21 protein-coding genes, 1 pseudogene and 2 riboswitches are annotated in these 20,412 nt (G+C 46.7%); of the genes and pseudogenes, 13 read left to right on the top strand and 9 right to left on the bottom strand.

The window, feature by feature from the left end; genetic code table 11:
* Positions 1 to 63: 63 nt before the first annotated feature.
* The 7 genes and pseudogenes from G519_RS0126080 (at position 64) to G519_RS50505 (ending at position 3,962) form a co-directional block, all read left to right on the top strand.
* Positions 64 to 882: a hypothetical protein gene (locus G519_RS0126080; RefSeq protein WP_029197203.1), complete on the top strand. Its 819-nt coding sequence runs from the start codon at positions 64 to 66 to the stop codon at positions 880 to 882.
* A 169-nt stretch (positions 883 to 1,051) separates the two neighbouring features.
* A riboswitch (cyclic di-AMP (ydaO/yuaA leader) is annotated at positions 1,052 to 1,190 on the top strand.
* A 3-nt stretch (positions 1,191 to 1,193) separates the two neighbouring features.
* A complete protein-coding gene (locus tag G519_RS0126075) occupies positions 1,194 to 1,670 on the top strand; it encodes a C40 family peptidase (RefSeq protein ID WP_029197202.1) in 477 nt (158 codons plus the stop codon).
* An 85-nt stretch (positions 1,671 to 1,755) separates the two neighbouring features.
* Positions 1,756 to 1,887, top strand: a pseudogene (locus G519_RS53100) (FAD-binding domain-containing protein); the annotation flags it as partial.
* 105 nt (positions 1,888 to 1,992) lie between these two features.
* A riboswitch (guanidine-I (ykkC/yxkD leader) is annotated at positions 1,993 to 2,094 on the top strand.
* A gap of 88 nt (positions 2,095 to 2,182) precedes the next feature.
* The gene (gene sugE / locus G519_RS0126070) at positions 2,183 to 2,503 is read left to right on the top strand and encodes a quaternary ammonium compound efflux SMR transporter SugE (RefSeq protein WP_029197201.1); all 321 of its coding nucleotides are present in this window, start codon (positions 2,183 to 2,185) and stop codon (positions 2,501 to 2,503) included.
* A 71-nt stretch (positions 2,504 to 2,574) separates the two neighbouring features.
* A complete protein-coding gene (locus tag G519_RS0126065; RefSeq protein WP_051253693.1) occupies positions 2,575 to 2,850 on the top strand; it encodes a hypothetical protein in 276 nt (91 codons plus the stop codon).
* 366 nt (positions 2,851 to 3,216) lie between these two features.
* The gene (locus G519_RS0126055) at positions 3,217 to 3,402 is read left to right on the top strand and encodes a hypothetical protein (protein WP_029197198.1); all 186 of its coding nucleotides are present in this window, start codon (positions 3,217 to 3,219) and stop codon (positions 3,400 to 3,402) included.
* Between the two features lie 245 nt (positions 3,403 to 3,647).
* Complete coding sequence (locus tag G519_RS50505) at positions 3,648 to 3,962, top strand: hypothetical protein (protein WP_127528236.1); 315 nt, start codon at positions 3,648 to 3,650, stop codon at positions 3,960 to 3,962.
* A gap of 57 nt (positions 3,963 to 4,019) precedes the next feature.
* Here the strand turns inward: G519_RS50505 and G519_RS0126050 are convergent, their stop codons facing one another.
* From G519_RS0126050 to G519_RS0126040, 3 genes are all read right to left on the bottom strand, one after another.
* Complete coding sequence (locus G519_RS0126050) at positions 4,020 to 4,976, bottom strand: hypothetical protein (protein WP_029197197.1); 957 nt, start codon at positions 4,974 to 4,976, stop codon at positions 4,020 to 4,022.
* Between the two features lie 2 nt (positions 4,977 to 4,978).
* Entirely contained in the window at positions 4,979 to 6,049 is a 1,071-nt protein-coding gene (locus G519_RS0126045; RefSeq protein WP_029197196.1) for an ABC transporter permease subunit, read from the bottom strand.
* Between the two features lie 145 nt (positions 6,050 to 6,194).
* Positions 6,195 to 7,910, bottom strand: coding sequence for an ABC transporter ATP-binding protein (locus tag G519_RS0126040; RefSeq protein WP_029197195.1), 1,716 nt, complete (start codon positions 7,908 to 7,910; stop codon positions 6,195 to 6,197).
* Between the two features lie 149 nt (positions 7,911 to 8,059).
* Between G519_RS0126040 and G519_RS0126035 the strand changes: the two genes are divergently transcribed.
* The 3 genes from G519_RS0126035 to G519_RS0126020 all read left to right on the top strand — a co-directional run bounded on the left by G519_RS0126035 (position 8,060) and on the right by G519_RS0126020 (position 11,667).
* Positions 8,060 to 8,842, top strand: coding sequence for a lipase family protein (locus G519_RS0126035; RefSeq protein WP_029197194.1), 783 nt, complete (start codon positions 8,060 to 8,062; stop codon positions 8,840 to 8,842).
* Between the two features lie 650 nt (positions 8,843 to 9,492).
* On the top strand, positions 9,493 to 9,999 hold the full coding sequence (locus G519_RS0126025; protein WP_036633767.1) for a hypothetical protein: 507 nt from the start codon (positions 9,493 to 9,495) through the stop codon (positions 9,997 to 9,999).
* A 132-nt stretch (positions 10,000 to 10,131) separates the two neighbouring features.
* Positions 10,132 to 11,667, top strand: coding sequence for an MDR family MFS transporter (locus G519_RS0126020; RefSeq protein WP_029197191.1), 1,536 nt, complete (start codon positions 10,132 to 10,134; stop codon positions 11,665 to 11,667).
* A gap of 93 nt (positions 11,668 to 11,760) precedes the next feature.
* Here the strand turns inward: G519_RS0126020 and cysK are convergent, their stop codons facing one another.
* Positions 11,761 to 12,693 (bottom strand): cysteine synthase A, encoded by a 933-nt coding sequence (gene cysK / locus G519_RS0126015; RefSeq protein ID WP_029197190.1) that lies wholly within the window; start codon positions 12,691 to 12,693, stop codon positions 11,761 to 11,763.
* Positions 12,694 to 12,984: 291 nt separating this feature from the next.
* On the opposite strand from cysK, the gene G519_RS0126010 reads away from it, so the two are divergent.
* Both G519_RS0126010 and G519_RS44580 read left to right on the top strand, forming a co-directional pair.
* On the top strand, positions 12,985 to 13,746 hold the full coding sequence (locus G519_RS0126010) for an exodeoxyribonuclease III (RefSeq protein WP_029197189.1): 762 nt from the start codon (positions 12,985 to 12,987) through the stop codon (positions 13,744 to 13,746).
* 58 nt (positions 13,747 to 13,804) lie between these two features.
* Positions 13,805 to 14,116 carry a DUF3817 domain-containing protein gene (locus tag G519_RS44580; protein ID WP_051253692.1) on the top strand — a complete coding sequence of 104 codons (312 nt, stop codon included), beginning with the start codon at positions 13,805 to 13,807 and terminating at the stop codon, positions 14,114 to 14,116.
* Positions 14,117 to 14,627: 511 nt separating this feature from the next.
* Here G519_RS44580 and G519_RS0125990 read toward each other — a convergent pair.
* Both G519_RS0125990 and G519_RS0125985 read right to left on the bottom strand, forming a co-directional pair.
* On the bottom strand, positions 14,628 to 15,137 hold the full coding sequence (locus tag G519_RS0125990; RefSeq protein ID WP_029197187.1) for a DUF4188 domain-containing protein: 510 nt from the start codon (positions 15,135 to 15,137) through the stop codon (positions 14,628 to 14,630).
* A 16-nt stretch (positions 15,138 to 15,153) separates the two neighbouring features.
* A complete protein-coding gene (locus G519_RS0125985) occupies positions 15,154 to 15,789 on the bottom strand; it encodes a TetR/AcrR family transcriptional regulator (RefSeq protein WP_029197186.1) in 636 nt (211 codons plus the stop codon).
* A 229-nt stretch (positions 15,790 to 16,018) separates the two neighbouring features.
* On the opposite strand from G519_RS0125985, the gene G519_RS0125975 reads away from it, so the two are divergent.
* On the top strand, positions 16,019 to 16,675 hold the full coding sequence (locus tag G519_RS0125975; RefSeq protein ID WP_051253691.1) for a DUF2306 domain-containing protein: 657 nt from the start codon (positions 16,019 to 16,021) through the stop codon (positions 16,673 to 16,675).
* Positions 16,676 to 16,731: 56 nt separating this feature from the next.
* On the opposite strand, the gene G519_RS0125970 is transcribed toward G519_RS0125975, so the two are convergent.
* From G519_RS0125970 to G519_RS0125960, 3 genes are read right to left on the bottom strand one after another with little or no spacing between them, the layout of a single operon-like run.
* Positions 16,732 to 18,303, bottom strand: coding sequence for an ABC-F family ATP-binding cassette domain-containing protein (locus tag G519_RS0125970; protein ID WP_029197184.1), 1,572 nt, complete (start codon positions 18,301 to 18,303; stop codon positions 16,732 to 16,734).
* 49 nt (positions 18,304 to 18,352) lie between these two features.
* A complete protein-coding gene (locus G519_RS0125965) occupies positions 18,353 to 19,657 on the bottom strand; it encodes an MFS transporter (RefSeq protein WP_029197183.1) in 1,305 nt (434 codons plus the stop codon).
* Positions 19,636 to 20,307: an ArsR/SmtB family transcription factor gene (locus G519_RS0125960; protein WP_036633770.1), complete on the bottom strand. Its 672-nt coding sequence runs from the start codon at positions 20,305 to 20,307 to the stop codon at positions 19,636 to 19,638. Before G519_RS0125960 ends, G519_RS0125965 begins: the two co-directional genes overlap by 22 nt.
* Positions 20,308 to 20,412: the final 105 nt, after the last annotated feature.

The following is a 20,412-nucleotide window of genomic DNA, read 5'->3' as shown; positions in this document are numbered from 1 at the left end:
GAAAACTCAGGTTATGCTTACGATGCCAGTTTTGCTAAAGCAAAACTCTAAGGAGGGACAACTGTGGCAACTTATATCAAGTCTGGCTTCAGGGCGGCATTACGGCAACCTTTCGCCACGATCGTCTTGTTCCTGTATCAGATGGGCTGGGGCATCCTGCTGTATAAGCTTGTACAGGGTGTTCTCGTCCCTCTCATGCACCGCTATCCAGGTGGCGAGCAGCCGAAGCAAGCGCTGCAGCTATTTCTAGCAGAAGGACAGTTCCAACTGGTCAAAACCGATCTTACCCATTCTTACCTCTGCTGGCTGGCTGCTCTACTTGTTATGCGCATGCTGCTCACCCCCATGCTAAATAGCGGCGTCTACTATTCGCTGACCCATTCCCAGCAAAATGCCGGCTACCGCTTTTTCCGAGGTATCAAGGAGCTCATGCTCCCATTCCTAATCGCATATGTCGTCCGAATCTCGCTTTCCTTGCTACCGCTCATTTGGCTGTTTCCCAAGGCGCAGAGGCAATTCGCACATACCACATCGTATGAGCAAGCAGCCCTCCAATTGCTGCCTTGGCTTCTGGGCTTGCTGGTCTATGGCTTTCTCTTACATCTGCTTTTTATGTATGTGCAGTTCGCGATCGCAGCCAAACTTGGCATTTTGTCCACTGTCATCACTTTCGTTCGCAGTTTGCTTCCTATTATCGGGCTTGCGCTCATCCTCCTACTTGCCTCGGGACTATTGGCAGGGGTCACAGTCACAGCAACTTACATATGGGCAGGTCTGGTAGCGCTAATCATTTATCAGCTCTTCCCGCTATTCCACATTTTCTTCCAAATGTGGGCCATAACTTCCCAATATCAGCTTCTATCTGCCAAAATGAACGGCTAAGTGCATTTAAATAAGCTGAAATTAGCACATTTTCTTCTCCCCCCTTGCAAAAGGGGCTTTTTTTTGTTTATTTTCCTAATAAACTTGCATATTTTAATGAGTAGACTCATAGAAAAGGAGGATTTTAAATGTTTATGACGAATTACAAGGACTAGCATCAAAAAAAACCAAATATTTCATGCCGAATTCCTCATTTCTTGGGGAAACGGGGGAACCACACCGGGTGAATTGATCTTGCAAGACAGGGATCATAGGGAACCTTCAACCGAACCCTCCAGCTAACCTCGTAGGCACCGGAAGGAGACAAGCAGTTGAGAAAGATTGTTGCTCTTGTTTTTAGTCTTGTTTTGTTTTTGAGTGTAGGTTTAGGAAGTGTGTCTGCGTCACAATCCACTTTGGATGAAACGGTTGACGGATTGCTAGGAATTCCGTACAGAACGGCGGGAACGACCACAAAGGGTTTTGATTGCTCTGGTTTCACCGCATACGTTTTCGACAAATTCGGCATTGATCTTCCTCATAGCTCATCATCTCAAAATAACGAAGGCTACTGGATTGACAAAAAAGATCTTCGTAAAGGTGATCTTGTGTTCTTTGACACAAGCGGCGGCAAAGGTATTTCTCACGTTGGTATCTACCTTGGAGACGGTGAATTCGTTCACTCTGCATCCGATGAAGGTATAGTGAAAAGCAAACTTAGCCAATCTTATTACGCGAAGCGGTATGTATCAGCCCGACGTGTTCTGTGGGATGATATCTACAACCAATTAACTGCTGAATCCAAGTAAATTACTGTACGATTCATGAATAAAGCCCAGACAAGCCCCGCTCGAAAGAGCAGCTTTCAGGGCTTTTATTCATTTCGGAGACATCCTGCAAATGATTACCGCTATGTTCCTGACCAAGAACCTACTGTGTCCTTTCACGTTAGGCGAGTAATATTTTCGCTATAAACTAAGCGATTACGATAATACACTTAACCGCGGCGGCTATCGAGAGCTATGGCCATTGAGATCTACAAGCGAGTACTGAGAAGCGAGCAAGAGTAGTTATCCCAACATGCTAATTCTTGTAACTTGACATCGCATGTTAGCCGTTCTATAATAACGGCATGTCGTTTTCTAGGGTTCCGTGGCGTTCATCGCCAGACTGGTCCAAGGGGAAACACGCAGCGAATACGCTGTGTCACGGAGGGGGAAAAGCCCGGGAGTCATATCGCTTAGCGATATAACTCCCGGGCTTTTCCCTTTTTTTGCGACTAAGTAGGTATGTATAACAATTTCAAGAGGAGTGATTCATCATGGCATGGTTATATCTCGTCATTGCAGGTGTATTTGAGGTAGTATGGGCGATCTCATTGAAATTTTCTAATGGTTTCACACGTTTGGTTCCTTCCGCCGTTACGATCGCAGGGATGATTGTAAGTTTCTATTTCCTAGCGGTAGCCACGAAAACTCTTCCCATCGGCACAGCATATGCGGCTTGGACCGGAATTGGCGCTGTCGGTGCGATTATTATCGGCACCCTTTTTCTAGATGAACCCATTAGTTTAACAAGGATTTTGTTCATGATTCTGATTTTAGTTGGCGTTCTCGGCCTTAAATTTACTTCTGGACATTAAGAGTTCAATAACAATTGAATAAACCGGTCCCTATCTATGCAGATTAATCCATACAAGGAGGGAAATTCAACGTGAATACATCTGATGATAGTAATCAAAAACAGATTCGCAATAACGTGTTTCTCGGGGAGGGGTTAGAAGTTGATTCCGATGTTAACGAGGATCGCAACCGAGAGCAACAATTGGATGATTCATTTCAGTATTGGTACCGGAACGTCGGTTATTGGGTGCAGCAAAAAGAAGATATGACTCAGGTGCCAAAAGAAAATGTCTTCGATGCTGCAGCTGATATGGATGCAGAGCAAGAGTTAAACGAGACTACGGAAGACGATAAGATCAATAGGTAATGTCAAACGAGAGTTCACATATGACATCTAGGAGTCCGTCGATTGTTGTAAAAAGTGCAACAATTGCTGCCAAAATCTCACCTCTCTCCCCTCGTTGTTGCATAATGTACAACAATTTGCTCCAATATTTGCCATTATGCTGCAAATGGGCTCGAGATGTTGCACAAAATGCAACTTCAGGGTGCAGAATAGCCTTTTGGCGTGTGAATTGTTGTAGAAAATGCAACATCGCTAACCGCTATAGCTCATCTACCTCATGAAAACTAAATAGCTCAAAAATCAACTTTTGGAGTATGTCTACCAGATGTGAGAAAGCATAATGAATCAATCGACTGTCTCTCTAGAATATTATTGGAGGTATGAACGATGTCTGACAATACGAATAACGTTGATGTAAACAAAACGAGTATTTTTAAAAACGGGGTTCAATCCGCAATGAATTATGTACAGAACGCCATTGAAAATGTAGCAGAATCCACACAAGACGCAACTCAAAACTTAGTGAATAATGTCATGAAAAAACGACAAAGTGATAATAGAAATAATAAGTAATTAACATGGAAAAAGCTTAGCCAGAAGCAGCCGCGCGGGCCTGGACTAAGCTTTTTTGTTGGTCTATTATATGCCGCGATTAATGGCTGCCAATAAACTATCTAGACTATGGAGCAGGCCGCTTTCTGAGCCAACGCACGATCTCGATTGGAACAGATAACTCTTGGTTCAACGCCCAGATCATTCCCCGTAATCCCGCATGGGTACCAGTTACTAACGCCAACTATGTGTGGTTCTCCGGCAATATGAGTGCTGAGAATGCCGTCATTTCAACACGATTCTCGCTCTCACAGCGGAGAGCCATTCTCGCCGCAACCCTCTTCTTATCGGTCGACAATTTCGCAGTTGTAATCATCAACGGCGTGCCGGTGGTCTATGATGCACCACAGAACACCCCTTCATTCTACAACACAGGCCGTACCTTCGACGTACGCCGGTTCTTGAGACGGGGCCGTAATGACATCGTCATCATCGCTTTTAACTTTGGCGGACCTCGTAGTGATGCTAACCCTGCAGGTGTAGCTGCTAGATTGGACATTCGACTCAGCTCATTACAATAATTAAAATGGAAAAAGGTGGGAGCTCATCCTTAGGATGGAACCCCGACCTTCTCTTCTTCACATCAATTGACGTTCACTGCCGTAGCGGCGTTTGAGCTGATTCAAGAAAAACTGCAGTGCCAGGAATAGTCCTGCGAAGCTGGTCCCTGCACTCAGAATAATCCATGGATGCAGTCGAATGTACCTTGAGCCATAGGCGATTAGCGATAACCATTCACCCGATGTGGTGATGGCGATGGAATAGCCAGCATCGCTATCACCAATGGTCTCAATGCCGCCAAGCACAATGTTAAATACAGCCAACTGGCCTAACAAGAAGAGCACCTGCATGAATTCGCTTAGGAAGATGAACAACATTTCATTTCTCATACAGGGAGCCAAATGTCGCATCGTTCGGTGGAAGAAAGAACCGCCCATCAAACGGGACACTTCAATAAATAGCCGTTCATTATAATAACGTGTCCGATCTGCCACCTGATGGGCTAAAGGGAATATCCCAATGAATGTGACTAGGCTGACAAAAGTAACCGAGAACAGCAGCTGGTAATGCGGGTCTGCCTTCAGCCCTTGATCAAGCCGCAGCCCAAAGTACATACCTGCTAAAGGCGGGAACAAGAAGACAAACGCAGGCATCGAGGAAACGACCCACTGCATGGAGCGAAGAATGCCCCATCCTTTGCCTGTGGTTCCGCTCCACAATCCCCATGGGAGGGCAAAAACAAAGCGAAACAAGGTTAACGCTAACGCCGTACCCAATGTATATTTCAACCCGTTCAGCAATAAGCTCAGCACATCAAAGCCCCTATGATCGGTGCCCAGCAAGAAGGTGCTGTTCGGCGCATATGGCGGAATGCTGTATCTCGTTTTACCGTCCTCTTGATATTGGATCATATTAATCTTGTCATCTGGCGTAATCCCATGGGGCGCAAGCCATGTGCCGAATATCATCACAAGCAGAATGAGCACGATGAGTGCAATCGAACAGTAGTAAGCCGTTGAGGAGCGTTTCATCATCTTCAAACCGCCTCCCCTGTACGAACAATAAACTTCCTACGCAAGAGTGCGTAGAACACATGAAAAGCCATAGCGACTAGTGCAAGCGCCATACAGATAGCCGACATGGAAGAAACACTCTGTAAAGCTGGGGATACAATAAAGCCTCCCAAACCTGAGATTCCGCAGATTGCTTCCGCAACAGCCATACTGGCGAGTGCCAAAGTGGTCGCTTTGGGCAAGATTGCCAGCAAATCAGGCATTACATTTCGCATAACGTGAGAAACGAGCACCTCTCTGCGGGTTAACCCTTTGGCTAATGCGGTAACGACATAATCCTGCCCAAGCTCACGCGCAATCGCAATGCGAAGGGTGCCGTAGATGGTGACCGAGGGAATCAGTGCGATCGTAAGAAACGGGATGAGGAACGGCGTTTTATCGCCGACTTGAACAATAAGCAGCACAAAATGCCCCAAATATTTCGTCGCATAGATCGCCCCCAATTGGATGAGAACGATTAAGAAAAAATCAGGCAAGCCGACAAGTAGGCCATGCGTACCATCCATCAAGGCACCTAATCGGCGGAACATGGATGCTATCATCGCAAATATCACACTAAGCACAATCGCGAGCAATAAACCAGGAATGAAATAAGTGCATGTACGAAGAAGCATGTTGGGGAGTTCCCCAAGAACAGCAACCTCTTTTCTATTGAAAGGACTGCGGAATTTGCCTAAATCCCCCTGTGCGAATCCTTTGATTTGCTCTTTCAGTGAATAACCGTAATAACGCCAGGAAATAATGGGATGCTCGAGAGGCACAGTGGTCGCACGAAATATGCCTTTGATCGACAATGTCTTTCCGATATAGTCCCACGACTTTCCATAAGGAACAGACAGTATGCCCGCTTTTTCATTTAGAACTTGACTGCCAGGCAGCTGCTCACTTATTTTCTGGATGCTCGTATCCGGACCTATTGCGACCCGAATCTGATCCGGCTGCGCAGATAAGAAGGCATTACGGATATTGCTTAGAAAGAAAATGCACACGAGTGTAAATAAGCCAAGCAACAGCCACCGAATTATCGACTTCAACTATTGTCACCTCGTTCTATTATTCACCGATGGTAGATAACTATTTTCATAGTTTATCACGATTCATTTGGAAGTTCTATCCTATACTTGGAAATAAAAAGAGGCCGCAACGAAACTAACCAAAGCTAGTTCGCTGCAACCCGGCTTAAGAGCTGAACTGCGCTTGGTGTAAGCGGCTGTACACACCGCCCACAGCGATAAGCTCCTCGTGTCCGCCCTGCTCGGTAATGCCTTGCTCCGTCACGACGACGATACGATCGGCATTCTTGATCGTCGCCAGCCGGTGAGCAATGACTAGCGTCGTGCGGCCACGCGACAGCTCGGCCAGCGACTGCTGAATCGCCGACTCTGTCTCCGTGTCGAGCGCCGACGTCGCCTCATCGAGGATGAGAATCGGCGGATTCTTCAAGAACATCCGCGCGATCGCGAGGCGCTGCTTCTGACCGCCAGAGAGCTTGACGCCGCGCTCTCCGACAACCGTATCCAGCCCCTTCGGCTGCGTCTGGATATAACCCGCCAGCTGCGCGCGCCGCGCAGCTTCCCAGATTTCCTCATCCGTCGCGCCAAGCTTGCCGTACGCAATGTTCTCCCGCAACGTGCCGGAGAACAGGAACACATCCTGCTGCACGATGCCGATCTGACGGCGCAGCGACTCCAACTGGATGCCGCGAATATCGAGGCCATCAATGGAAATGCTGCCCGCGCTCACATCGTAGAATCGGGGCAGCAAGCTGCAGATCGTGGTCTTCCCAGCGCCCGATGGTCCCACGAAAGCAACGGTTTCTCCCGCGCGAATGGATAAGCTGATCTCATTCAATACACGGGCTTCATCCCCGTAGCCGAATGACACAGAGTCGAACGTAATTTGACCTTCGAGATGACTAACCTTCACAGCATTCGGCTGATCAGCTACCTCAGGCTCCGTATCAATGACTTCCACATACCGTTTAAAGCCGGCAATTCCCTTTGGGTAGCTTTCAATGACATTATTAATTTTCTGAATAGGGCCTAGAAAAACATTCGTTAAGAGAACAAAAGCAATAAATTCACCATAGGTAATCTGCTTGTCGATTACGAACCAAGTGCCGCAAATAAGGACGAAAACCGTTACCAAACGCATCAAAATGTAACTCAGCGAGACATTCCACGCCATAATTTTATAGGACAGCAGCTTTGTCAGCCGGAACCGTCCATTGTTATCTTCAAACAGCTTCTTCTCATAGGACTCATTTGCAAAAGCTTGAACGACACGAATCCCTCCAATATTATCTTCGACTCTTGCGTTAATATCGGCGAGGTCACCCATCATTCGACGGAACGTCTTGGTCATTTTTTGATTAAAATACACCGCTATCCATAGCAAAAATGGGACGATAACAAAGGTTAAGAGCGCTAACTTCATATTAATATGAAGCATAAGCAGAAGTGCACCGATCAGCGTCATTACCGCAATGAACAAGTCCTCCGGACCATGATGCGCAACTTCACCTATTTCAAGCAGATCGTTTGCCATTCGGGACATCAATTGACCCGTTTTGTTATTGTCGTAGAACCGAAATGAGAGCTTCTGCAGATGATCGAACATCTTTTTTCGCATATCCGTCTCGATATTAATCCCTAGCTTATGCCCCCAATACGTGACTATGAAATTTAGCACCGTGTTGAGTCCGTAGACAGCAAGCAAACCCGCGCAAGCCCAAAGAATCCAATTCCAATTCCCGGCAGGAAGCAATTTATCAACGACCTGATTAACAGCAAGCGGGAAACCCAGTTCTAGGAGCCCAGCCACAACCGCACAGGTAAAATCCAAAATAAATAAGTGCTTATAGGGCCGATAATACGAAAAAAAGCGTTTTAACACATGTATCCCCACCTTCCTTCGCCTATTATACCTGATAGGGTCTGCCAGCTGAATGCTTTCTAGAAAATAGGCCATTGTCCGAGGACAGGTGTCCAATCTTTTCATATATATAGGGAAACGGCATCCTGTGTGTATGGAGGAATGGACTTATGCTCAGCAACTCATTAGATACACGGACGGCTATCTTTCTAGCAGCTATGTGCAGCCAAAGCTATGGTCAATTTGAAAATGGTCCCGAAAGCGTTATCTTGCCAAACGATTACCGGATGGTTTCCTCCTTCAAGGCGACTTCCATCCTGAGTGAAAAAAAGTTTTTCGGCTTTATTGCCGAATCTGATCGACAAATTGTCATCGTATTTCGAGGCACGCATACGACTTCCGATTGGATTTCCGATGCCATTGCTAGGCAAACCCAGTTTCCTTACTCCAAAGAGCAGTGCCTCGTACACGAGGGTTTTCTCGACATCTACCGATCAGCCCGCAAATCGATTGTGACAACACTAAACAAACTTTCTACGGAGAAAACGCTATACATCACAGGCCACAGTCTTGGAGGAGCTCTCGCTGCTTTATGCGCGGCCGATATTTCCACAAACACGAAATTTAAAAATCCTTCCGTGTATACTTATGCTTCACCGCGCGTTGGAAATCAGGCATTCGCTAGTCTTTTCGACCGCAGGACCGGGCCTCACTATCGGATCTATAATACCAACGACTTCGTCCCTTTACTTCCGCCCTTCATTTATAAATCTCCTCGAACGGATCAGGTTTATCATTATATTCATGTAAAAAAGGGAGTTGAATTAACTTTTCAAAGAGGCTCCGTCACCGCTAATCACTCGATTAGCAACTATTTCAATGAACTTGCCAAGCTGGATCCCCGCTTCACGAAGCAGTTATACGCTAAGACTCCAGGATTTTGTCCGAACTGAAAAGATTGCCAACCACCTGGCCAAGAAAGGAAGGGTTGAAGGCAATCTTTTTTGTTTACTTAGAGGTCAACTGCTCCCACCTAATAGATGGTTTAAACAACGCAATAAAGGTAAAAATAGGAGTCAATACTGATTTGCATCTTTTTACGCTATTCGACTATTTTGTCGCAAAGGAGCCCTGCCTTGATTCTAGTCATTTGCCTGCTTTTTGTTTGGTTTAGTATCCTTATATTCGCTTTCCTGCCCAATAAGTTGTCTATCATAACGAACGTATTGCTTTACATGCTCTTAGCTGTCGTGGATATTAACAAATTAACGATTCTTAGTGATACTTTAGAAGTTTTCCAACTCAGCAGAAAGGTTCCTGAATTCCTTTCGATGATTTTACATAGGGACTTCACCTTTTCAATAACTCTTCTCACTTTTGCCAATGTCTACCTGACCACATGGAAACGAAGTACAAAAGTAGGCATTTCTCTGTATACATTCTCTTATCTCTTCTGCACAGGCCAATTCCTAAGATTCAATGGTGCATTAACCTATGAGAGATGGAACATTTTCTATGAATGCTTACTCATTGTATCAATGATGGTTCTCAGTTATTGGATCGGCCGTATGTTACAACACCTACAGCAAAAGGAGCAATCTCTATGAACGACGTAATCATTTACGATAATAGATTTAACGGAAATGAATGGTTCGTCATTGCGATTATTGTCATAGGGACCCTTGCTATTTGGCTATTACCGAAAAAGTTTACCTTAACACAGAGCTTGTTTAATTTGTTGATTGGGGTCGTTTTTGGTCTTATGTTTGATCATACCATTGCCGTCCCGCCCTTTGATTTCTACGATGTGGGTGACGAATCCCGTTATCAGCCGTTTGATATTTTCTCCTATTTGATGTATGCACCATTTGGTTATATATTTATTTATTTTTACGAAAAATGGGGTGTACGCGGTTTTTACACGATACCCTACATCTTACTCTGGACGTCTATGGGCATAGGTGTCGAGTGGCTTAGTGTACTCGTTGGTGTTTTTCATTACAAGCACGGGTATCAGCTCGTTTATTCCATACCGATCTATTTATTTTTGCAATCTATCCATTTATTACTTTACCGAACGCTCTTTCCGAAGCGTAAGACGATTTCATAGACTACTTCTACAAAACATTCTTTTCCACAATTCTTTTCCACACTCGGTTTTCAACCCTGACAGACTCTTGTCAGGGTTACTTGTTTATAATCGGTTTATACAAATGAATGAGTAAAGAAGGGAAATGATCACATGACGAAATCAACGAATCAAACCGGCATTGTTATAGCCGGATTACTGCTAGCCATTCTAATGGCTTCGATGGACAATACCATCGTTGCAACCGCCATGGGCTCCATTATCGCAGACCTCGGTGGACTCGATAAGTTCGTTTGGGTCACATCGGCTTACATGGTCGCTGAAATGGCAGGAATGCCGATTTTTGGTAAATTATCGGATATGTATGGACGTAAGCGTTTTTTCATCTTTGGTATCTTAATGTTTATGCTAGGATCTGCTCTTTGTGGAACAGCTACCTCAATCGTACAGTTAAGCTTGTACCGGGCTATACAAGGCATTGGCGGCGGCGCATTGGTACCCATCGCTTTCACAATCATGTTCGATGCCGTTAAACCGGAAAGCAGAGGCAAGCTAATGGGATTGTTTGGAGCGGTATTCGGTATGTCCAGCATCTTCGGGCCGCTCCTTGGCGCTTATATGACCGACTATATCAAATGGGAATGGATTTTCTATATTAATTTACCGCTTGGATTGATTTCCTTCCTGATGATTGCCATTTTCTATAAAGAATCCCTCCAGCATGCTAAACAACGTATCGACTGGGCCGGCGCATTCTCGCTTGTAGGTGCCATCGTCTGCTTAATGTTTGCCATGGAGCTTGGCGGTAAGCAATTTGCCTGGAACTCCGCTCAGATCATTAGCTTATTTACTGGATTTGCTCTTCTCGCGGTTATTTTCCTCTATGCGGAGACGCGGGCAGAGGAACCGATCATCTCCTTCCGGATGTTTCGGGATCGCCTCTATTCGGCAAGCAATGCGATCGCGATGTTAAGCGGCGCAGCCTTTATTACGGCATCTGTCTATATTCCGATCTTCATTCAAGGTGTTCTCGGTGGAAGTGCAACGAACTCCGGTCTCGTACTTCTGCCTATGATGCTCGGCACTGTAGTTACAGCTACCGCAGGCGGCTTCCTCATTAGTAAATTTTCATATCGAGCCATCCTGATCTCCACCCTCATTTTGCTTGTGGCTGGTATGGCACTGCTGATTACGTTGACCCCAGCTTCGTCGCGTTTGCTTATCACGGCCTATATGATATTAGTCGGCTTGGGAATCGGCGCTTCATTCTCTGTGCTCAGTAACGCTGCTATTCATTCCGTACCTGCCAGTCAACGAGGGGCTGCGAACTCTACGCTGAATTTCCTTCGCTCACTCGGCATGACGATCGGAATCACCATCTTCGGTATTATTCAAAGCCATTCGTTAACCCGGCATTTATCGGATGCCTTTGCAGGGAACGGTCAATCCGCGATGCCGCAGGGTTTAGACTTTAAAGACCCGCATGCTCTGCTTGACCCGGCGACTCGCACTCAAATTCCGGAGCAAGTCCTCGGGAAAATATCAGAAGGACTCTCCTCCTCCATCGTGGCCACATTTGCGTGGGGACTTATCCCTGCAGTACTCGCTTTAGCAGCCGCTTTTGCCATGAGCAAAGAGAAGCATGTGATCGAAAAGGAGAAAGAAACGTTCGCGGTCGCATCGCATTAGGCGGCTTTAAGGCAAGTTCCTTCAAAACCGCTGAACACAAAAAGACCAGAGATCTACCGCGGATTCCTGGTCTTTCTTTTGCTTTATAACTTATTACTCATCAAATAGATTCGTAGACAAATACCGCTCACCGGTATCTGGCAGGATAACCACGATAGTCTTCCCTTTATTCTCTGGTCGTTTGGCAATTTCACTTGCTGCGTAAGCAGCTGCGCCGGATGAGATACCGACCAGCAGACCTTCCGTTTTGGCCAGTTCACGGGCCGTCATTACGGCATCCTCATTGCTCACTGTAAAAATATCATCGACAACTGAACTTTTGAAATTATCTGGAACAAACCCGGCACCGATGCCCTGAATATGATGTGCGCCACGACTGCCACCTGACAAAACGGGTGAATCCGCGGGCTCGACGGCTATCACTTGAATGGATGGATTTCTCTGTTTCAGTATCTCACCCACACCCGTGATCGTCCCTCCCGTACCAACTCCCGCGATAAAAATATCAACTTTACCGTCTGTATCTTTCCATATTTCTTCGGCCGTGGTATTTCTGTGAATCTCCGGATTGGCTGGATTGCTGAATTGTTGCGGTATAAATGAGTTTGGCATCTTGGCAGCTAATTCCTCTGCTTTTCGAATTGCGCCTAACATGCCTTCAGAGGCTGGAGTGAGAACAAGTTCTGCACCTAGAGCCTTTAATAATTTCCTGCGTTCTATACTAAAAGAATCTGGCAATATAATGATTAACCGATACCCTAGCGCAGCCGCTGCAAAAGCAAGAGCGATTCCTGTATTTCCGCTGGTAGGCTCAATAATGACAGTCTCTTTATTGATCTTTCCTGATTTTTCAGCCTCTTTAATCATTGCGAAACCGATACGATCTTTTACACTGCCAGCCGGGTTAAAATACTCCAGCTTCGCAACGACTTTGGCCTCAAGTCCATGCCGATTATTATAATTCCAGAGCTCGAGCAGCGGCGTATTACCGATTAACTCTGTCAAATTGCTATAAATTTTCGTCATAAGAAAACCTCGCCTTCCCTTTATATATTAAACCCATGAACTTAATCGGATAAATACAGTATATCACGCATGCCAGTGAAAAAATAAATCAATACTGCTGATAGTTTGGTACGCTATTTTCTTATATTATGCTGATTTCGTATAATATCCACAGACGAAGAACGTCCTTTAGCCTTTTTGCGAAAGCAAGGATGGATAAAGTTTCCCCGATCCTCAGAAATCGCCGACGAGGATGAACTTATGGTAAACTGAACTATATATGACGGTAAGAAGCAAGGGGAAAAGATGAAAATGAAACTAGTATCCTGGAACGTTAATGGGTTAAGAGCATGTGTCAATAAAGGGTTTATTGATTATTTCGGACAAACGGATGCAGATATATTCTGTCTTCAAGAGACGAAGCTGCAGGAAGGACAAATTAACCTAGAACTGGGCGAAGCCTATACACAATATTGGAATTATGCAGTGAAAAAAGGGTATTCCGGCACCGCCGTTTTCACAAGAATTCAACCGCTCTCAGTGAGATATGGTATGGAGGAGAACGAAGAGCCGGAGGGTCGGATACTCACGTTGGAATTCGACGATTTCTACCTTGTGACCGTATACACACCTAATGCGAAGCGTGATCTCTCTAGGTTGGATTACCGGGTGGAGTGGGAAGATCGTTTTCGCAGCTACCTCTTGCAATTGGACGCCCAAAAGCCCGTTATCGTTTGCGGCGATTTGAATGTTGCCCACCATGAAATTGACATCAAGAATGCGAAGGGGAATCTCAATAATTCGGGCTTTACCCCGCAGGAACGCGGCAAAATGACGGAATTGCTAGATGCAGGATTTATCGATACGTTCCGACACCTCTACCCAGATCGGACAGACGTTTATTCGTGGTGGTCTAATATGCCAGGCGTAAGAGCGCGGAATGTGGGATGGAGAATCGACTATTTCCTTGCTTCTACGAGACTAGGTCCTAAGATCATTGATGCACAAATTGACTGTGAAATATTGGGCAGCGATCATTGTCCTGTCGTATTAGAACTCGATTTGACCTCTTAATTTAAACGTTGAAAACGAGATTGGAGCGATTATTATACTAACCACATCCTTAGGACGTTTGCGTCTAACAAGCTACATTGAAGGTATTTCTTATCTTTTCCTTCTACTTATAGCCATGCCGTTTAAATACTTTTTGGACCAGCCTCAACTCGTTTCCATCGGAGGTATGTTTCACGGTGTGATGTTCGTGCTTTACATCTTAACAGCGGTGCAAGCTTTTGTGCAACGACGTTGGAGCTTGAACCGGGCACTCCTTATTATTGGCTGTATTTTCATCCCGTTCCTCTTCATTAAACAAGATCGTATGATCCATAACGAGGAGTTGGAGCTAAAGAAGAGTCGTCCAGTTGACCCGAAAAAGAGGGCTTAGACGGACGATGTTCAAGCCGCTTTATTTCATCATAGCACTTCTTCGAACCCCTTCTTTGGGGTTCTTTTGCTATTCATTAAGTTTTGAAATTCAAGACTTTCGCAAAACAAAAAGGCTGCAGCAGCCTGCCCAAAGGCAAACTATCACAGCCTACAAAACCGCACAACTAATATCCATATGTATTACGACGTGAATTTCGACTGCCAATATAAGATCTGACGGATTTATAGCCATAAATGCTTAGCAGGAGCAGCTCGAGAACCCAAATAATGATGGTCGAAATATGACTTAGCTCGAGTCTTGAACCTCAAGCTTCAGAATATCGACCTCGCTCCAAGATCTACACCGACGTTAACAAAGATCAGGTTTACCTGCTTACATGACTTGGTTTTCCCAGGGTGGCTGGATCTGGCACATGTTTATTCAGCCTTGAATTCCAAGCAGCAAGAGCATCCAAAGCATTGTCTTGATTCGGAACATGACCGACAATTCGATCTACAGCCGAAATCACTTATACCGGATTAGAAGGTGTTGGAACGGCCGGCTCTCCATCCCGCCCAAGCCTTCTGCTTGCCGTTTCTCGTTTTCCGACAGCGGGGACGTGACTTCCTGCCTTTGCAAGACCAGAGATAGGCATGTTGTTATACACACACTCGTAATTTCCTTCAGGAATCAGATAAGTTTCATGGTAGATCCCAACCGCGCCGTCCGTTCCAACCTTTTTATTAAAATTACGCCACGCTTCTAAATGGGTTGCACCATGCCTAGCATAGTACTCTAATTGCTCAAACGTTTTCCAATACTGGACAAGGGTCACGCCTCGCCAAGAGAGATGAAAACTGGCATCCAAAAAGCCTAATTCAGGGTTGCGATACAATTCTTGAAGCATCGGACTCATTGCCTTGGCCACAGGCAGCCACTTATGAAGAGCCCACAATTTGTTCACTCTCATCCCGATGATAAAGACAACGAAAGGACCATCCATCTGCGCCGTAAATCTGCCCGGAATTACTTTGCTCATGTATTCATCGCTCCTTCTACCTATTTTCAAGCAATTGTAAATGGGTGTTATAAAAGCTCTTAATATCCTTGGAACCATATAGTTGAGCGGTCAGAAATGCTCCGTAAAACACCGTAAACAAAACCTTTACCGCTGTTTCTACCGTAAATTCTTTTCTTAGCTTTCCTTCTGCCTCCGCCTCCGTCATGCAGCGATGAAAAAGTTTGAACATATCAGGTGTCTGCGCGCCAACTTCCACATGATCAGGGAACAGCAGATGAACCTCTGCCTCACTCAATTCCGGCATGCAAGGATGCATGTTCATTTCTGCCAGAAAAGATATCAAGCTTGGCATTAATCCCGCTCTTTCCTCCGTCTCTTCCGCCACTTTATGAAGCACATGCTGGATAACCGAGAACCCGCGTTTACCCTCCGCTTCGATCTCAATGATACGTTCCGTTAACCAAACACGCATAAAATAAACGAGCAAGTCTTCCTTTTTCTGATAAAACTTAAAGAACGTAACCCGGGATACCTCCGCTTTGCGGCAAATATCGTCGAGCATCATGTCTCGAAACATCTTGTCTCCTATTAGTGACAAACTGGCTTCATACAAGGCCACTTTGGTTCTAGCCTTTTTTAGTTCCCTTAATGAAATAGCTGAGCTGTCCATGGGTTATCTCCTATAATTACAATTAACTTCAGTAAATAACTTAACACGTGTTAAGTTATTTATTCAAGATAAAGTGATTTATAAAAATGCCCCCTAAAAAAGGCTTCATTGCAGCTCCATCCCCGACTTTGGGTGGGGCCTTCACTCCGTCTGAGGTCGCTTTTGAAGATGTTCACCTTGATGATAGAATCAACTCAATGATAAAAAGACCGAATGCGAGGGATGAATAATGGGAGTACAACGAAGTACGATTCGCGCTTGGGCATTTGGAGTATTAGCTTTTTTGGCTTTGGCAATTGGAGCTTATGCTTTGGTCATGTACGGGACACCAGACCACCTCCATAAGCAACCGTTCGTAACGGGAAAAGGCAGTTTGCCCGATTTGTGGTACAACATCCTCTGGGCTCATGCCATCTCGGCTGGAGTGGCACTTGCAATAGGCTGGCTACAGTTTATCAAGAAGCTTCGCCACCATGCTCCGAACATTCACCGTTTGATCGGCTATATGTACTCCACAATGATTACAATCGGGGGCTTAACTGGTCTGTACTTAGCTTTCTATGCGAATGGCGGTTGGTTCGCGCAACTTGGCTTCGGATCGCTGTCAGTCCTATGGCTTTACACACTCTTCCGCAGTCTAAAGAGCATCATCGTCGATCGCGACAAGGCCGATCACGGCCGCTGGATGGTACGTAATTACGCGCTCAGCTGTGCGGCAATCACCCTACGGATTTATACAGCGCTGGCTGCGGTATTTCTGGGACTGACCGATACGAATGATACTTTTTTCGTTATCGCCTGGATTTGTTGGATACCGAATCTGTTGCTCGCAGAGCTTTTCATTGGTGAAAAGAAGCGTACGACCGGAAGGACGTTGGTGCGGTAGTTAGGAGTGGACATTAAAAAGATGGCCCCTATGATAATAGGAGCCATCCCTCTGTCCTATAGACTCTGCTCGCTTATTCCCAATGCCGGGTCGAAAACCAGCATTTTCGTCCCAATTTTGTCAATAAAGAACCGGTCATGACTTACCGTTATGACGGCGCCGGGAAAATGGATCAACGCCTGCTCCATCACCTGAATGCTCGTTAAATCCAGATGATTGGTTGGCTCATCCAATATGATGACTGCCGCACCGGAGAGAAGGCATTTCGCTAGCGCGACCCGGGCCTTCTGTCCGCCGGACAGGTTGCCGATGAACTTGCTCAGATCCATCTCAGAGAATTGCAACATGGATAGGAATTTGTTCACCTTTTTCCGCGGGGCATCCAATCCCAGACCGTACGTATTCACCGCATGGCTGACGGTATCCTTAGGATTAAGCTCCTCCCACATCCGGTTGAAGTAGGCGTAGCTGACGCCTTTCTCCCAAATCACCTCGCCGGATTCAGGCTTCTCCTGACCCGTAAGCACCTTAATGAGCGTGGACTTCCCGCTTCCGTTAGGGCCAACGATGACTAAACGGTCTTCCTTCTGAATGTCGAAGCTGACGTTCTGAAAGATTTGCCGATCATCGTAGGTCTGCCCAATATTCTTGACTTCGCACAGCTTGTCCGGAAAGCGCAATTTCTCATAAATATCAGTGATTAGAACATTTACGGGATGCGGCTCTATCCGCTTTTTGTTATCCGCCAGCTGGCGGGAGAGACGGTCCTTTGAAGATTTTTTGCTTGCACGGCTGTCAATGGCTTCTGACTCCATGAGAAGAAGATCTTCCTCCCACTCGAACTGGCGGTCCAATTCCTTCTTGCGCATCTTCTTTTTGCGAATGTAGTCCGTATAATTCCCTTCGTATTCCTGAAAATGATAGTTCTCGATCTCTATCGTTCGCGTGACTACTTTGTCAATAAATTGCCGGTCATGTGACACTAGAATCATAGCGCCTTTGAACCGATACAACCACTGCTCCAACCATGCTATACCTTCCATATCCAAATAATTCGTCGGTTCGTCGAGCAAAACAACATCAGGCAGCTCGATGAGCATCTTGGCAAGCGCAGCACGGTTTCTCCAACCTCCGGACAATTCGTCGATAGGCTGATGGCGCGATCTCTCGTTGAACCCCAGCTTCGTAAGAACGGTGTTAATCTCGACAGATACGTTCCAGCCATCCAAATGATCCATTTGTTCGAATAGCTCTGCCTGCCTCGTCAACAGCCTATCCATTTCACCGTCTTCGGTGACCAAACCCAGCTTTTCTCCAACTTCCTGCAGCTCCCGTTCGATAAGAACAACCTGTTCGAAGCACATTTCCAGCTCTTGCTGTACGGATAGGCTTCCGCGCATTTCCGAGAATTGGGAGAAGTACCCTACTTTAACCTGCGGATCTATGTCCACTTTTCCGAACGTTGGCTCTTCTTTACCCATAATCAGCTTAAAAACCGTCGACTTACCGGCACCGTTCCGCCCGATAAGGCCGATTCGCTCTCCTTGGGTCACGCGAAAATAGATATCGCGAAAGATCAGGGACTCTTCATATTTCTTAGTGACGTTCTCCAAACGAATTACACTCATGTCTATCACCCTTCTAATTCCGTCAGTCTAGCGTGATTATAACACTAGATCACTGTGCTAATCTCTTCTCGTTTTGATCTATCGACCGATCCCTGCGCAACCAGATCATAACCGGGATCAGCAGCAGTGACAGGAACCCGCCCGCAAGAGAGAGGAAGGCAAAGCTGGAATTGGCGACGACCATGCCCGACAACGCTCCGCCCGATGCCCCCGCCAAGGATACAAGGACATCTACTGTTCCTTGCGTCTTGGCGCGCGTAGCCGGGGATGTCGCATCGATGATCTGCGCAGTGCCGCTGATCAGACCAAAGTTCCAACCGAGTCCGAGCAGCGCCAGAGCGACGATGAGCCAGACCATCGAATCGGCCGGCGCCCATGCGGCAAGCAGTCCGGCTAGCAGCAGCGTGATCCCCGATGCGTAGGACATGAACGTACGCCCGACTTTGTCCACGAGAACTCCCGTTACCAAGGAAGGCAGAAACATCGCCGCGACATGAATACCGATCACCACGCCCACCGCGCCCAACCCATGTCCGTGATGCTTCATATGGACAGGCGTCATCGTCATGATGGCGACCATCACCATCTGCGTTAAGACCATCACGGTCGTCCCGATGATGATCCCCCGATTACGGACTGCTGGCGCCATGATTTCCGCATCAACCGCCGTTTTGGATGGATTCGCTTGATGCGCTTCGGCGATAGCTTTAGAGACGATATACGGATCTGGGCGGAGAAATGCCCATATCACCAGACCTGCCAGGATAAAAGCGACTGCCGCCAGCATAAACGGGCCCGCCAAAGCAGGGGCGCCGACAGATGTCGCTAATCGTCCCATGACCCCTACCAGGTTCGGCCCCGCAACCGCACCAAAGGTCGTGAATACCATGGCTAAGCTAACAGCTCTCGCACGCTGCTTAGGCTGAGCTAAGTCGGTTCCCGCATAACGCGCCTGCAGGTTAGTCGACGTGCCGGCGCCATAGATCAGCATCGAAGCAAACAAAAGCGGAAGGTTGTCAGCAATAGCTGCAAATACAACTCCGATCGCGCCGATCCCCCCTGCAAAAAAACCTGCGGTTAGGCCTACCCGACGGCCGAGACGCCCAGAAAGCCGTCCGACAAGCAGTGCTGACGAGGCCGCGCCCAGCGTCAACAGCGCCGAAGGAACCCCAGCTAAGCTATCCGTCCCGAGCATATCCTGAGCAAGCAGTGCTCCGACCGTGACGCCTGCCGCGAGTCCCGCTCCGCCGAATAGTTGGGCGATGATCACGATCGTTAGCGATCTTCGATAGAGCTGCTGCTGTCTCTCAGGAGAATGAATGTATTCTTTAATCAATTCGCTTCCTTCAGCCATTCATGCTCTCCCCCCTCCAGCTTGTACGCCGTGATCCCCTCCCGCTGCAACTTGGCAACTGCCTGAGTCGAACTGATGCAGTAGGGGCCTCTGCAATACACCACAACTTCAGCGGGCCTAGGCAGATTGTGAAGATAAGGTTCAAACTCCTCCATCGGTACGGAGATGGCTCCCGAGAGATGACCGGCCTCGTATTCGTCTCTCGATCTTACATCAAGTAGGATGATCTCTCCGGTCTCTATCTTCGCCCTCGCTTCCTCTAAAGAAAGCGTCCTCACATCCTCATAGTGGTGTGAAAATTCCTGTCTAATCCGCGAAACCTCCGCAAGCTGACTCTCGCCAATTTGCCACAAAGCAAACAAAAACGCGGCAATGGAAGGGTCAGCCAACGAATAGATGACATATGTACCTTTCTTGCTGAACTTCACTAGCCTGGCATCGAGCAAAACCTGCAGATGGCGGGATACGTTAGCCACGCTCATCTCCGTGACTTGGGCCAGCTTCTCTACCGACTTAGGCCCCTGAGCAAGCAAACTCAAGATTTCAAGCCGCTTGTCGCTGGATAGGCACTTCCCCACACGGGATAACTGCTGAAATAGTTCATTTTTAAATTCTTTTGCGGAAGGGATTGCCTCAGGTACAGAATCCATATTCGTTCATCCTTTCATATTCAATTCATTAATTGAATAATAGAATGTAAGTAGGCTGTTCGTCAAGAGATAATCGACTTCTCAGCTGACCATCCTGCGCGTCCG

It is taken from the genome of Paenibacillus alginolyticus DSM 5050 = NBRC 15375, from assembly GCF_000422905.1.
In the GTDB taxonomy this organism is placed as follows: domain Bacteria; phylum Bacillota; class Bacilli; order Paenibacillales; family NBRC-103111; genus Paenibacillus_E; species Paenibacillus_E alginolyticus.
This window is presented reverse-complemented; position numbering and strand designations above follow the sequence as displayed.

Coding starts and splice junctions, on each gene's coding strand:
- G519_RS0125970 (WP_029197184.1), bottom strand. CDS start 18,303: ATGAGTGTAATTCGTTTGGAGAACGTCACTAAGAAATATGAAGAGTCC.
- G519_RS0126035 (WP_029197194.1), top strand. CDS start 8,060: ATGCTCAGCAACTCATTAGATACACGGACGGCTATCTTTCTAGCAGCT.
- G519_RS50505 (WP_127528236.1), top strand. CDS start 3,648: ATGAGTGCTGAGAATGCCGTCATTTCAACACGATTCTCGCTCTCACAG.
- G519_RS0126025 (WP_036633767.1), top strand. CDS start 9,493: ATGAACGACGTAATCATTTACGATAATAGATTTAACGGAAATGAATGG.
- G519_RS0125985 (WP_029197186.1), bottom strand. CDS start 15,789: ATGGACAGCTCAGCTATTTCATTAAGGGAACTAAAAAAGGCTAGAACC.
- G519_RS0125965 (WP_029197183.1), bottom strand. CDS start 19,657: ATGGCTGAAGGAAGCGAATTGATTAAAGAATACATTCATTCTCCTGAG.
- G519_RS0126010 (WP_029197189.1), top strand. CDS start 12,985: ATGAAACTAGTATCCTGGAACGTTAATGGGTTAAGAGCATGTGTCAAT.
- G519_RS0125975 (WP_051253691.1), top strand. CDS start 16,019: ATGGGAGTACAACGAAGTACGATTCGCGCTTGGGCATTTGGAGTATTA.
- G519_RS0126020 (WP_029197191.1), top strand. CDS start 10,132: ATGACGAAATCAACGAATCAAACCGGCATTGTTATAGCCGGATTACTG.
- sugE (WP_029197201.1), top strand. CDS start 2,183: ATGGCATGGTTATATCTCGTCATTGCAGGTGTATTTGAGGTAGTATGG.
- G519_RS0126050 (WP_029197197.1), bottom strand. CDS start 4,976: ATGATGAAACGCTCCTCAACGGCTTACTACTGTTCGATTGCACTCATC.
- G519_RS0125990 (WP_029197187.1), bottom strand. CDS start 15,137: ATGAGCAAAGTAATTCCGGGCAGATTTACGGCGCAGATGGATGGTCCT.
- G519_RS0126055 (WP_029197198.1), top strand. CDS start 3,217: ATGTCTGACAATACGAATAACGTTGATGTAAACAAAACGAGTATTTTT.
- cysK (WP_029197190.1), bottom strand. CDS start 12,693: ATGACGAAAATTTATAGCAATTTGACAGAGTTAATCGGTAATACGCCG.
- G519_RS0125960 (WP_036633770.1), bottom strand. CDS start 20,307: ATGGATTCTGTACCTGAGGCAATCCCTTCCGCAAAAGAATTTAAAAAT.